14 protein-coding genes are annotated in these 13,149 nt (G+C 36.8%); 12 read left to right on the plus strand and 2 right to left on the minus strand.

Annotation, left to right across the window (positions count from 1 at the left end; genetic code table 11):
- Nucleotides 1-224 precede the first annotated feature (224 nt).
- On the plus strand, nt 225-1,142 hold the full coding sequence (locus tag ILT06_RS25565; RefSeq protein WP_000436767.1) for a proline dehydrogenase family protein: 918 nt from the start codon (nt 225-227) through the stop codon (nt 1,140-1,142).
- 22 nt (nt 1,143-1,164) lie between these two features.
- Here the strand turns inward: ILT06_RS25565 and ILT06_RS25570 are convergent, their stop codons facing one another.
- Together ILT06_RS25570 and ILT06_RS25575 are read right to left on the minus strand one after the other, a co-directional pair.
- Entirely contained in the window at nt 1,165-2,004 is an 840-nt protein-coding gene (locus ILT06_RS25570) for a D-alanyl-D-alanine carboxypeptidase family protein (protein WP_064476265.1), read from the minus strand.
- 97 nt (nt 2,005-2,101) lie between these two features.
- On the minus strand, nt 2,102-2,248 hold the full coding sequence (locus ILT06_RS25575) for a YuzL family protein (protein WP_001096344.1): 147 nt from the start codon (nt 2,246-2,248) through the stop codon (nt 2,102-2,104).
- Nucleotides 2,249-2,485: 237 nt separating this feature from the next.
- On the opposite strand from ILT06_RS25575, the gene ILT06_RS25580 reads away from it, so the two are divergent.
- The 11 genes from ILT06_RS25580 to ILT06_RS25630 all read left to right on the plus strand — a co-directional run bounded on the left by ILT06_RS25580 (nt 2,486) and on the right by ILT06_RS25630 (nt 13,143).
- On the plus strand, nt 2,486-4,867 hold the full coding sequence (locus ILT06_RS25580) for a 3-hydroxyacyl-CoA dehydrogenase/enoyl-CoA hydratase family protein (protein ID WP_064476266.1): 2,382 nt from the start codon (nt 2,486-2,488) through the stop codon (nt 4,865-4,867).
- Nucleotides 4,868-4,888: 21 nt separating this feature from the next.
- Complete coding sequence (locus ILT06_RS25585) at nt 4,889-6,061, plus strand: acetyl-CoA C-acetyltransferase (RefSeq protein ID WP_064476267.1); 1,173 nt, start codon at nt 4,889-4,891, stop codon at nt 6,059-6,061.
- A 217-nt stretch (nt 6,062-6,278) separates the two neighbouring features.
- Nucleotides 6,279-8,063, plus strand: coding sequence for an acyl-CoA dehydrogenase family protein (locus ILT06_RS25590; protein WP_000416287.1), 1,785 nt, complete (start codon nt 6,279-6,281; stop codon nt 8,061-8,063).
- A 141-nt stretch (nt 8,064-8,204) separates the two neighbouring features.
- The gene (locus ILT06_RS25595; RefSeq protein ID WP_064476268.1) at nt 8,205-8,927 is read left to right on the plus strand and encodes an MBL fold metallo-hydrolase; all 723 of its coding nucleotides are present in this window, start codon (nt 8,205-8,207) and stop codon (nt 8,925-8,927) included.
- A gap of 3 nt (nt 8,928-8,930) precedes the next feature.
- A complete protein-coding gene (locus ILT06_RS25600) occupies nt 8,931-9,488 on the plus strand; it encodes a TetR/AcrR family transcriptional regulator (protein ID WP_064476269.1) in 558 nt (185 codons plus the stop codon).
- Nucleotides 9,489-9,663: 175 nt separating this feature from the next.
- Complete coding sequence (locus tag ILT06_RS25605) at nt 9,664-9,891, plus strand: helix-turn-helix transcriptional regulator (protein WP_064476270.1); 228 nt, start codon at nt 9,664-9,666, stop codon at nt 9,889-9,891.
- Nucleotides 9,888-10,175, plus strand: coding sequence for a DUF2178 domain-containing protein (locus ILT06_RS25610; RefSeq protein WP_064476271.1), 288 nt, complete (start codon nt 9,888-9,890; stop codon nt 10,173-10,175). The genes ILT06_RS25605 and ILT06_RS25610 overlap by 4 nt, the downstream gene beginning before the upstream one ends.
- Before the next feature lie 417 nt (nt 10,176-10,592).
- Nucleotides 10,593-11,306: a CPBP family intramembrane glutamic endopeptidase gene (locus ILT06_RS25615; protein ID WP_103655021.1), complete on the plus strand. Its 714-nt coding sequence runs from the start codon at nt 10,593-10,595 to the stop codon at nt 11,304-11,306.
- A 146-nt stretch (nt 11,307-11,452) separates the two neighbouring features.
- Nucleotides 11,453-11,638 (plus strand): hypothetical protein, encoded by a 186-nt coding sequence (locus tag ILT06_RS25620; protein WP_001180550.1) that lies wholly within the window; start codon nt 11,453-11,455, stop codon nt 11,636-11,638.
- 13 nt (nt 11,639-11,651) lie between these two features.
- Nucleotides 11,652-11,900, plus strand: coding sequence for a spore coat protein (locus tag ILT06_RS25625; protein ID WP_001002991.1), 249 nt, complete (start codon nt 11,652-11,654; stop codon nt 11,898-11,900).
- Nucleotides 11,901-12,192: 292 nt separating this feature from the next.
- Nucleotides 12,193-13,143: an L-lactate dehydrogenase gene (locus ILT06_RS25630; protein ID WP_064476273.1), complete on the plus strand. Its 951-nt coding sequence runs from the start codon at nt 12,193-12,195 to the stop codon at nt 13,141-13,143.
- The last annotated feature ends 6 nt before the right edge of the window (nt 13,144-13,149 follow it).

Below are 13,149 nucleotides of genomic sequence, written 5' to 3' on the forward strand. Positions count from 1 at the left end.
TCGAATATTTTCGACATGCTTATTTTGTGCCTAGTAAATTCGTTTTTTCTAAATGTCGAAAAATATTCCCTGCATATTTATAAGCGGAAATATAGGGTTTTAAATGTTTTTATAGTATTTTATAAATTATCTAAATAATTATTTGTATCCAATAATTTTAAACAGTGATATAATTTTGAAGAGGGGTAAAAAACAGATAAATCACAGTCATAGGGGTGAATTACATGGAACAATTAATGCGAAATTCGTTTCTTTTCTTGTCAAAAAATAAAGCGCTAACAAAACTGGCTAAAAAGTATGGTTTGCGCTTTGGTGCAGGTCGCTTCGTCGCAGGGGAGACGATTGAATTAGCGACAGCTGCAATTAAAGCATTAAATAAGCAAGGTCTTTGTGTAACAATCGATTATTTAGGTGAATTCGTTGATAACGAAGCGGAAGCAAATGAAATGGCTAGCGAATCGATTGAAGCGATTCGTGCAATTGGAAGAGAAGGTCTTAATTCGCAGCTTTCTTTAAAGATGACTTCTATGGGATTAGATATCTCTGATGAAATCGTAATGAACAATATGCGCCGTATTTTAGAAGCTGGAAAAGAAAATGGTGTGTTTATTACAATTGATATGGAAGACTATACGCGCTGCGGGAAAACAATTGAGATCTTTAAACAATTAAAATCTGAATACGATAATATTGGTACAGTTATTCAAGCTTACCTATATCGTACAGAAAAAGATATGGAAGAATTAAATGCTTATAGTCCTAATTTACGTCTTGTAAAAGGAGCTTATAAAGAGCCTGAAGAGGTAGCGTTCCCGGATAAGAAAGATGTAGATGATAACTATAAAAAAATTATTAAAATGCACTTATTAAATGGAAATTATACTGCAATTGCTTCACATGACGAAGCGATTATTGAATATACGAAAAAACTTGCCGAAGAACACAACATTCCAAGAGACCAATTTGAATTCCAGATGTTATATGGTATTCGTAATGAGCGTCAACTTGAGCTAGTAAAAGAAGGTTACAAAATGCGTGTTTACGTACCTTATGGAAACGACTGGTATGGCTACTTCATGCGTCGTCTAGCAGAGCGTCCAGCAAACGTTGCGTTCGTATTAAAAGGTATGGTTAAAAAATAACCAAGGAGAAAATACTCCTTGGTTATTTTAATTGCTGAAATGCGTAATGTGCCATTTTTTTCGTATCAGGATATAGTTGTGTGCGAGTAGAAGATAATACAACATTAATGACGCGTTTACCGTCTTTTTCATCCACTGTTACGACCGTATATTTTCCGAGTGCTGATAGACCGCTTTTACTTCCAATTGCATATGGATCGTCATATAGTTCTTCTCGTCCATAGTTTGCGATGTTTGGAGAGCGTTCTGAAGTATGTAGAGTTGTACGTGTTGAATTCATATATTCTAAAACAACTGGGTACTTTAATGCTTCTTTCGTAATCATAGCAATATCATATGGTGATACTTTATTTCCGAGTGCATCAGCACCACTTGCATTTTTGAAAGTCGCATGCTTTGTACCAAGTTCCTTCGCTCTTGCATTCATCATTTTTACAAATTCATTTTTTGATCCTGCGATATGTTCTGCGATAGATTCAGCGATTGGGTCTGCACTAATGATAAGCATAAGTTTTAATGCCTCATCACGCTTTAACTTTTCCCCAGCACGAAGTTTAATCTTCTTACTTTGACTTTCCGTTTTAATTGCGTTCTCTGTAACCGTAATTTCTTCATCTTCTTTTACATTCTCTAGTAAGAGTAAGGTAGTCATCATTTTCCCTATACTAGCGGGATAAGAGCGTTCGTCTTCCCGTTTTCCATACAAAATTTCACCTGTGTCTGCATCGATTGTAATGCCGTATTGCCCAGTAATGTTAGGTTGATCCGCTCTTACAGCTTGTTGCCTTTGTGCATAAGAGAAGAAAATCATCCCTGTAAATAGTGTAGCAATCATTACAATCATAACTATTGTTCGTTTCATCATCGTTCCCTCTTTTGTTTTCCATATGTACAAATAAATTGGGCAGAAAAAGCAGCCATTACCCATTATGCCACGTTTTCTGCCCAAAAATATACCGTTATTTTTCGCCCATATTATGCTTCTTATATTGTTGGTTATTACCTTGACGGCCCTTTTCCACACCGTGATTATGCGGACCTGCATTTCCCGTTACGCTTGCTGCGCTAATTCCAGCCTTTGAAGGGTTCTTCTTAAGTTTTGCCATATATATTCCTCCATTTTCGTCAGATTATAAAAAGGAAAAGTGTATTTGAGTGAAGAAAATACATATATATAGCATGGACAAATAAAAGAAAAATATTTATTTCAGAAAATTTTATCAATAAATATATTGCGAAAATTCAAACTGTATCATATATTTATTAGTAGAGGCTCACTCATTGATTGCGACTTATGTCGAAAAATTGAATGAGCATTCATTCAAGAATAGGGGGAGAATTGGATGTTCCAAATTAAAAAGGCTGCTGTTCTAGGTTCAGGCGTAATGGGTTCAGGGATTGCGGCACACTTAGCTAATATTGGTATTCCGACATTATTGCTTGATATTGTACCACCTGCGCTAACAAAAGAAGAGGAAGCGAAGGGACTTACATTAGAACATAAAAGTGTGAGAAATCGTTTTAGTAATACGGCTGTGCAAAAACTACTAAAGCAAAAACCAGCTCCTCTGACAGTGAAAGGAAATCTAGCACTGATCGAAGCAGGTAACTTAGAAGATGATCTTGAGCGTCTGGCTGATGTTGATTGGATTATTGAAGTAGTAGTTGAAAACTTAGATATTAAAAAGAAACTATTTGAAAAAGTAGATGCTGTTCGTAAAACGGGTTCTATTGTAAGCTCGAATACGTCAGGCATTTCAGTAGAAAAAATGGCAGAAGGTCGTTCAGACGACTTCCAGAAGCACTTCTTAGGCACACACTTTTTTAACCCACCACGATATTTAAAACTTCTAGAGGTAATACCGACGAAAGAAACAGATCCACAAGTATTAAGCTTCATGAAACTATTTGGCGAAGACGTTCTTGGAAAAGGCGTTGTTATCGCAAAAGACACACCAAACTTTATTGGAAACCGCATCGGTACGTACGGTTTATTAGTAACTCTTCAAGAGATGATAAAACGCGGCTATAGCATTGGGGAAGTTGATTCTGTAACAGGCCCACTTATTGGTCGTCCGAAGAGTGCAACATTCCGTACATTAGATGTTGTCGGTTTAGATACATTCGTACACGTTGCAAATAACGTATATGAAAACGTACAAGAAGAAGAGCGTGATGTATTTAAAGTACCAGCTTTCATGCATGACATGCTTGATAAAAAATGGCTTGGAAGCAAAACAGGTCAAGGCTTCTTCTTAAAACAAGGAAAAGAAATTTTAGAATTGAACCCTGAAACGATGGAGTACGAAGCTCGCAAAAAATTAAAAGCTGCATCTATCGAGTTAAGTAAACAAGAAAAAGGTTTATCGAATAAATTGAAAGCGCTTGTATACGCGAAAGACCGTGCAGGAGAGTTGTTATGGAACATCATTACACCGACTCTTTTATACTCTGCAAAACTTCATAAAGAAATTGCTGACGATATCGTTGCAATTGACCAAGCGATGAAGTGGGGCTTCGGCTGGGAGCAAGGACCATTTGAAGTTTGGGATGCAATTGGCGTTGAAAAGTCCGTTCAAAAGATGGAAGAAAACGGTGCAGTTGTTCCGACTTGGGTGAAAGAAATGGTAGAGAAAGGTTTCACTACTTTCTACAAACATGATAACGGAGATAGCTACTATTACGATAATGGCGAATATAAGCTAATCGAACGTAATAAAAAGGCAATTTCTCTTAAACAATTAAAAGCGAAAAATGGCGTATTAAAGAAAAATAGCGGAGCGAGCTTAATTGATTTAGGTGACGGCATCCTTTGCTTAGAATTCCATTCGAAGAGTAATGCAATTGGTATGGATATTACGCAAATGATTAACTACGCTGTTGATGAAGTAGAAAAGAATTATAAAGGTCTTGTTATCGGTAACCAATCGAAGAACTTCTGCGTTGGTGCGAACCTAGCAATGATCTTAATGGAAGCACAAGATGACAACTACTTTGAAATTGAGTGGGTTGTGAAAAACTTCCAAGATGCAATGACGAAAATTAAATACTCTTCTAAGCCGGTTGTAGCAGCACCATACGGTATGACGCTTGGCGGAGGTACAGAAGTTTGTTTACCAGCAGCTAGCATTCAAGCTTCTAGCGAAACGTATATGGGCTTAGTAGAAGTTGGTGTTGGCTTAATCCCTGGCGGAGGCGGTAATAAAGAGCTATACATTAAACACTTAAATAAAATGCCAAACGGTGTAGAGTTTGATCTGCAAAAAGTTGCGAATAAAGTATTCGAATCTGTAGCGATGGCGAAAGTTTCTACATCAGCACAAGAAGCTGTATCGAACAACTTCTTAGGCGATAAAGACGGTATTAGTGTGAATGGTGATCACTTACTATATGATGCGAAACAAAAAGCACTTTCTTTATATGAAGCAGGTTATAAAGCGCCGATTCGCAAAAAGATACCAGTTGTTGGTGAAACAGGATATGCAACACTTGTACTTGGTGCAGAAGCAATGCATTTATCAGGTTACATTTCTGAACATGATCTTCACATTGCGAAGAAACTTGCATATGTCATTGCGGGCGGAAAAGTGCCGTACGGAACAGAAGTTGATGAGCAGTATTTATTAGATGTAGAACGTGAAGCATTTATTAGCTTAGTAAGTGAGATGAAATCACAAGCAAGAATGCAGCACATGCTTGTAAAAGGAAAGCCATTACGTAACTAATAACGAGGGGAGATATCGTTCATGAGAGAAGCTGTCATTGTTGCGGGAGCAAGAACACCAATTGGAAAAGCAAAGAGGGGTTCATTAAAAACAGTTCGTCCTGACGATCTAGGGGCGTTAGTAGTAAAGGAAACGTTAAAGCGTGCGAATTATGAAGGACCAATCGACGATTTAATTTTCGGTTGTGCAATGCCAGAAGCAGAGCAAGGTTTAAATATGGCTCGTAATATCGGCGGACTAGCAGGACTTTCTTACGATGTTCCAGCTATTACAATTAACCGTTACTGTTCTTCAGGGTTACAAAGTATTGCTTACGGAGCGGAGCGTATTATGCTTGGTCACTCGGAAGCAGTATTATCAGGCGGAGCGGAATCAATGAGTTTAGTTCCGATGATGGGACACGTTGTTCGTCCAAATAGTCGCCTTGTTGAAGCAGCTCCAGAATATTATATGGGTATGGGACATACAGCAGAGCAAGTTGCTGTGAAATATGGAATTTCTCGTGAAGAACAAGATGCATTTGCAGTAAGAAGTCATCAACGTGCTGCGAATGCATTAGCTGCAGGGAACTTTGCTGATGAAACAGTATCTGTAGATGTAACGTTACGTACTGTTGGATCAAACAATAAACTGCAAGAAGAAACAATCATTTTCGCACAAGACGAAGGTGTAAGAGCAGAAACGTCGCTAGACATTTTAGGTAAATTACGTCCAGCATTTAACGTTCGCGGTTCTGTAACAGCTGGTAACTCTTCACAAATGAGTGACGGTGCAGCATCTGTACTATTAATGGATCGTGAAAAAGCAGTGAGTGATGGCATGAAACCACTTGCGAAATTCCGTTCATTTGCAGTAGCTGGCGTACCACCAGAAGTAATGGGAATCGGCCCAATTGCTGCAATTCCAAAAGCGTTAAAATTAGCTGGTTTAGAGCTATCTGATATTGGCTTATTCGAACTAAATGAAGCATTCGCTTCTCAATCGATCCAAGTTATTCGTGAGCTTGGTTTAGATGAAGAAAAAGTAAACGTAAACGGCGGTGCAATCGCACTTGGACATCCACTTGGCTGTACAGGAGCAAAACTAACACTATCTCTTATTCACGAAATGAAACGCCGCAACCAACAATTCGGTATCGTAACAATGTGTATCGGTGGCGGAATGGGAGCAGCGGGAGTGTTTGAATTACTATAAAAAGTGGAAGCGGCTCGTTCAGAATGTGAGGAAGAAGCGAAGCCACCGAACATTCTAGCCGCTGGAACTAGATTATAAAAAGTGGAAGTGGCTCGTTCAGAACGAGACGCCCATGCAAAGAATGGAAGCAACAAAGGTTTATAAAAAATAAAATTGAGAGCCAGCTTCTTTCAAAAAGAAAGGAGCGGCTTATGAAAATATGAAGGAGGAAATTTTCATGGAAAAAACAGTAGGAAATGCGGTTAAAGGCGGTAGCTTTTTAGTTGATGAGATTACGATTGATCAAGTGTTTACGCCAGAGGATTTTTCATCTGAGCATAAAATGATTGCAAAAACGACAGAGGACTTTATCGTAAATGAAGTTCTTCCAGAGCTTGAATATTTAGAGCAACACGAGTTTGATCGTTCTGTTCGCCTTTTAAAAGAAGCTGGGGAACTTGGTTTATTAGGCGCTGACGTACCAGAAGAGTACGGCGGAATTGGCCTTGATAAAGTAAGCTCAGCGTTAATCGCAGAGAAATTCTCTCGCGCTGGTGGTTTTGCAATTACTCACGGTGCTCACGTAGGTATCGGATCTTTACCAATCGTTTTATTTGGTAACGAAGAGCAAAAGAAAAAGTATTTACCATTACTTGCAACTGGTGAAAAATTAGCGGCATACGCATTAACAGAGCCAGGTTCAGGGTCTGATGCATTAGGTGCGAAAACAACTGCACGTTTAAATGCAGAAGGTACACATTACGTATTAAATGGTGAAAAACAATGGATTACAAACTCTGCATTCGCTGACGTATTTATCGTATACGCAAAAATTGATGGAGAGCACTTCTCTGCATTTATCGTAGAGAAAGAATATGCTGGCGTATCTACAAGCCCAGAAGAAAAGAAAATGGGTATTAAATGTTCTTCAACTCGTACGTTAATTTTAGAAGATGCATTAGTACCGAAAGAAAACTTACTTGGTGAAATCGGTAAAGGTCATATTATCGCGTTCAACATTTTAAATATCGGCCGTTATAAATTAGGTGTTGGTACAGTTGGATCTGCGAAACGTGCAGTAGAAATTTCAGCACAATATGCAAACCAACGTCAACAGTTCAAACAACCAATCGCTCGCTTCCCATTAATTCAAGAGAAACTTGCGAACATGGCAGCGAAAACATATGCAGCTGAAAGCTCTGTATACCGTACAGTAGGTTTATTCGAAAGCCGCATGAGCACATTATCTGAAGAGGAAGTAAAGGACGGTAAAGCAGTAGCAGCTTCTATCGCTGAATATGCAATCGAGTGCTCTTTAAATAAAGTATTCGGTTCTGAAGTACTAGATTATACAGTAGATGAAGGTGTTCAAATTCACGGTGGTTACGGATTTATGGCAGAGTACGAGATTGAAAGAATGTACCGCGATTCTCGTATTAACCGTATTTTCGAAGGAACGAACGAAATTAACCGCCTAATCGTACCAGGTACGTTCTTACGTAAAGCGATGAAAGGTGAATTACCACTTCTTCAAAAAGCACAAAAATTACAAGAAGAGTTAATGATGATGATGCCAGAAGAAGTAGGCGATGAGCCATTAGCACTTCAAAAATATTTAGTAACTAACGCGAAGAAAATCGGCTTAATGGTAGCTGGATTAGCTGCTCAAAAATACGGTAAAGCATTAGATAAAGAGCAAGAAATTCTTGTGAATATCGCTGATATCGTAAGCAACCTTTACGCAATGGAGTCAGCTGTTCTTCGTACAGAAAAAGCAATTAAAACAACTGGTCTTGAAAAGAATAAACAAAAAGTGTTATACACTGAAGTATTCTGTCAAGAAGCATTCAACGAAATCGAAGCAGATGCGAAAGAAACACTTATCGCAGTTGAAAACGGCGACATGCTGCGCATGATGTTATCATCATTACGTAAATTAACTCGCCACACACCACTTAACGTAATTCCGAAGAAGCGTGAAATTGCTGCGAAAATTTTAGAAGATGAGCGTTACACAGTTTAATAGGTGTAAAGAACAGTAGTCGTATAAACGGCTACTGTTCTTTTTTTTTTGCAAAAATGAAAATTTTAGTGTCATAAAACTAATACCATTAGTATAATAAAACTAATAGCATTAGTTTTATTCAGAAAGGGAGCTGGAAATATGAGAGTGATACATGAAAAAACGGTATACCAATTGTCATTTTTGCCAAGAGTGTTTCCTGTGAATTGTTACTTTGTCGAGGAAGAAGATGGTTTAACTTTAATTGATGCGGCTTTGCCATATAGCGCGAAAGGAATTTTACAGGTGGCTGAGAAAATAGGGAAGCCAATTACTAAGATTGTATTAACACATGCGCATGATGATCATATTGGTGCATTAGACGCATTAAAGGAAGTGCTTCCTAATGTTCCAGTCTATATTTCTAAGCGGGACGCAAAGCTTTTAGAAGGAGATACGAAGTTACAAAAGGATGAACCGAATATGCCGATAAAAGGCGGTGTACCTAAAAAGATAAAAACGGTACCTGATGTTTTATTGGAAGATGGCGACCGAGTTGGATCGCTTCTTGCGATTATGACACCGGGACATACGCCAGGATCCATGTCGTTCCTTGATGTAAGAAATAAAGCTCTTATTGTCGGGGATGCCTTCCAAACAAGAGGAGGTATGGCTGTTTCGGGACAAATGAAATTTTGGTTTCCGTTTCCTGCGATGGCAACGTGGAGCAAAGAAATATCACTACAAAGTGCAGAGAAGTTAAGCGAATATGAGCCTTCCTTGCTTGCGGCAGGACATGGGAAAATGATAAAGGATCCAGGCACTGTCATAAAACTTGCTATTAAGGAAGCTAAGCGGAATATAGAAAGTAGGAAAGAAGGTTAATTTATGTCACCGAGAATCGGACTTACATTGCAAAAAATTGTAGAAACAGCAGCAGAAATTGCAGATATAAATGGAATACAAGAAGTAACGTTAGCCTCATTAGCGCAAACATTAGGGGTACGTTCACCCTCGCTATATAATCATGTGAAAGGTTTACAAGATGTACGGAAAAATCTCGGTATGTACGGAATAAAACAGCTGCATAACAGACTGGAAGAATCGGCTGAGGGTAAACGTATGGATGAAGCAATTCATGCTTTAGGAGAAGCGTATGTAGCATTCGTCCGCAAACACCCTGGACTGTATGAAGCAACCTTTTTACGAGATGAAGAAGTAAGAAAAGCAGGTGACGGAATTGTAAAGCTTTGTCTTCAGGTTTTACAGCAGTACGGCTTAGAAGGAGAGAATGCACTTCATGCGACACGTGGATTCAGAAGTATTTGCCATGGATTTGCGTCGATTGAACAGCAGGGTGGATTTGGTTTGCCGCTAGATTTAGATACAAGTTTACATGTATTATTGGAAACATTTATTAAAGGATTACATGTAATGAGAGGTTGAATAGGAAGCGAGACAACCCGAAACCTTAGAAGCGATTCTAAGGTTTTTTAGTATATATGATTTCAAAAGAACGGTAGATGGATAAAAGTTTCATTTGGTGTTGAAAATAGTTTACATGATGTTAAAAATAAATTACAACTAAAATATAGAAAATAATGTAAAAAGAGGAGGGGTTATGAAACAGAGTGGAAATTTACAAAATAATCTCGTTGTACTTAGAGCAGAAAAGCGCTGGTCACAAACAGATTTAGCGAACAAAGCTGGGGTAAGTAGACAAACGATCGCCTCAATTGAAGCGAATCGTTACAATCCATCTTTAATTTTAGCTTTTGAAATTGCACATATTTTCGGTAAGGAGTTTCATGAAGTTTTTCAATATAAGATAGAGGGGGAAACGGAATGAGTGTTGTAATAGGGATCATAATCTCAGTAGCAGGAATAATAGGTGTTTTATATTCAACACGTTTTCAGAAGAATGAAGGGGAAGATGAAAGAGGCGAGCATATTACAGGGAATGCAGCTAAAATTTCATTATTTGTATTTTTATTTCTATATTTAGTTATCTTTTTAATCGGGAATCTATATTCATTGACAGGCGAAGAGTATAAGTTAGCAAATGCATTTTTATTAGCTGGAGTACTTTGTTCGTATGCTTTAACTATTGTAGTTTTGAAAAGAAGATATTAGATGGAAAAGAGTCTCTAATGGTTTAGAGGCTCTTTCTTATTAAATGATATTATTTTGCAGGTTTGAAAAATGTATATATCGCTAAGAAAAAGCAAACGAAACTGAATGCGATAGGATCTTGATAGGGACTAGGTTCAGAGCCTTTCTGAATTTCTGTAAGGAATTCATGGGTTTTCATAGTCATTGCTCCTTTAACTAATAAGTTTTATATGATGCGAGGGGTATGGTGGATAGAAAGTTTTTTGAAACTTCATATAATAATTATTGTATAGCAATCTGATTCCTAAAACTATAGAATACAAAGTTTTCATAATATGTAAAATTGCATATTATTCTTTTGAAAGATTTGCTATATTATCTTTATATTTACATTAAAGGATTTTTGTTGAGGGAAATGAAAACAAATGGAGGAATATTATGAGTAAAACAGGGTTAGAAGCGTATAGTGCGGAAAGAAAAATAGAGAATATAACATATAAAAATCTATTTGTAATGATAGCAACCATTTTAGGATTCTTACTTCTGGGAGGATTATTCCTTGGTTTGGCTTTGGGGATTTATGGTGAGGAAGCGTTGCGTGATAATTTAGAGGGGTACTATTTCCTTTTAATAGATGCAGCTGTTGTTGCTATCGTTTTACTAGCTTATAAACCAGTTCTTCATTTTATTAAATCTATTTGGGATGTATCCGTTTTGAAGAATGGGAAGACATATTTATATCTATTAATTGGTTTTATAGTCATTGCGTTATCACAATATTTAATGTTACATGTGTTTAGTTTTGAAAGTGCAGAAGAACAGAAGGAACAATTAGGGAGCTTAGGGATTCAAAATAGCATACAAAGTATTATATATGTGTTAAGTGTTGCTATAATTACACCGATTAAAGAAGAAATTCTATTTCGAGGTATTTTATATCGATTTTTAGAAAAGAAATATAATTTTTTAGTTGGTATCATTATTTCTTCCTTCATTTTTGGAATTCTTCATGGAGGTCTTCTGATTACGGCAACGATTATGGGAATGGTATTTGCAATGTTATACAAAAAGACGCAATCTATTATACCTAGTATTGTTTTACACATTGTATGGAACTTACTTGTGAGTATAAGTATGATTGTGTCTCTATAAAAATAAATACATAACCAGTATAAAAGATGAATGGCTTAGCTATTCATCTTTTATTTTGTATGCACGTGAAAAAGTTAATTCATGTATACAATCAAAAAAGAGCTAAATACTAACAGTGAACGAATAAAGAAAGGTAGGAGTATTCTATGCAAAATTTAACAGAGCTTGAAGTAGAAAACTTACGCCATTTAATTGGTGGACATGCAACAATTATTAATAAGTTAGACCAGTATGCACAGGCTTGTACAGATCCACAACTGAAACAAATGTTACAAAAGGATGCGCAAGATGCACGAAATACGAAACAGCAATTAATGACTTTCCTAGGATAGGAGGAAACGACAGATGAATGAAAAAGATATGGTAAACGATTATTTAGCAGGATTAAATGCAAGTTTAACAAGTTATGCAAATTATATTTCTCAGTCTGATAATGAACAGTTACATCAAACGTTAATCCAAATTCGTAATCAAGATGAGATGCGTCAACGTAATATGTATGAGTACGCAAAGCAAAAGAGTTATTATAAGCCAGCTGCACCTGCTAACCCAATGATTGTACAGCAATTAAAAGGCCAATTAAGTGCAGAATAATGGGATGAAAAAACGGGCGAATGAAGTCGCTCGTTTTTTTGTTTTGTCCCGTAAAAGTACAATTGGTGAAGGGTGATTAAGGTTTCACTTTATATATGTCAATAAATATATAATAAATATTTTTCCAGTTGTAACAAATATGACGAAAATGTAATATAACAATTCACAAAAAAGACAAAAAGTTTGCTCAATGATTCACAAAGTATCCATGGTTTATATCGTGGGAATCTATATAATGAGGAGTGTAAAGAACAAAAGAAATAGATTATATGATCAATTAGGAGAGATTGCTATGAAAAGAAATACAAGAAAAATTGCAATTATCGGTACTGGATTAGTTGGATCAAGTTGTGCATATTCCATTGTAAATCAAGGCATTTGCGAAGAACTATTATTAATTGATATAAATCATGAACGTGCAGTTGGGGAAGCGATGGATTTATCACACTGCATTAATTTTACAAATACAAGAACAAAAGTATATGCAGGAAGCTATGAAGACTGCAAAGATATGGACATCGTTATTATTACAGCAGGACCAGCACCAAAACCTGGACAAAGTCGCTTAGATACTTTAGGAGCGAGTGCGAAGATTATGGAAAGTATTGTTGGAGGCGTAATGGAAAGTGGATTTGATGGTATTTTCTTACTTGCATCGAACCCAGTTGATATTATTACATATCAAGTGTGGAAATTATCTGGATTACCTAGAAATCGTGTGATCGGTACTGGTACATCATTAGATTCTTCTCGCTTAAGAACAATTTTATCTGAAATGTTACATGTAGATCCTCGTAGTATTCATGGGTATTCTCTAGGAGAACATGGTGATTCTCAAATGGTTGCTTGGTCTCACGTAGCGGTTGGTGGAAAGCCGATTCTACAAATTTTAGAAGAGAAAAAAGACCAATTTGGTGAAATAGATTTAGATGAAATTGTTGAGAAGACTGCAAAAGCTGGATGGGAAATTTATAAACGAAAAGGTACTACTTATTACGGAATCGGAAATTCTCTAGCGTATATTGCGAGCTCAATCTTTAATGATGATCACCGTGTAATTGCTGTATCAGCCATTTTAGATGGTGAGTATGGTGAATATGATATTTGTACAGGAGTGCCAGCTATTATTACTAGAGATGGTATGAAAGAAATTGTAGAACTAAATTTAACAGAGGATGAAGAATCTCGATTCGCAAAATCAAACGATATTTTACGTGATTATATGAAAACAATTGGTTACTAACTTATA

This window comes from Bacillus sp. 17RED48 (assembly GCF_019837545.1).
Classification (GTDB): domain Bacteria; phylum Bacillota; class Bacilli; order Bacillales; family Bacillaceae_G; genus Bacillus_A; species Bacillus_A wiedmannii.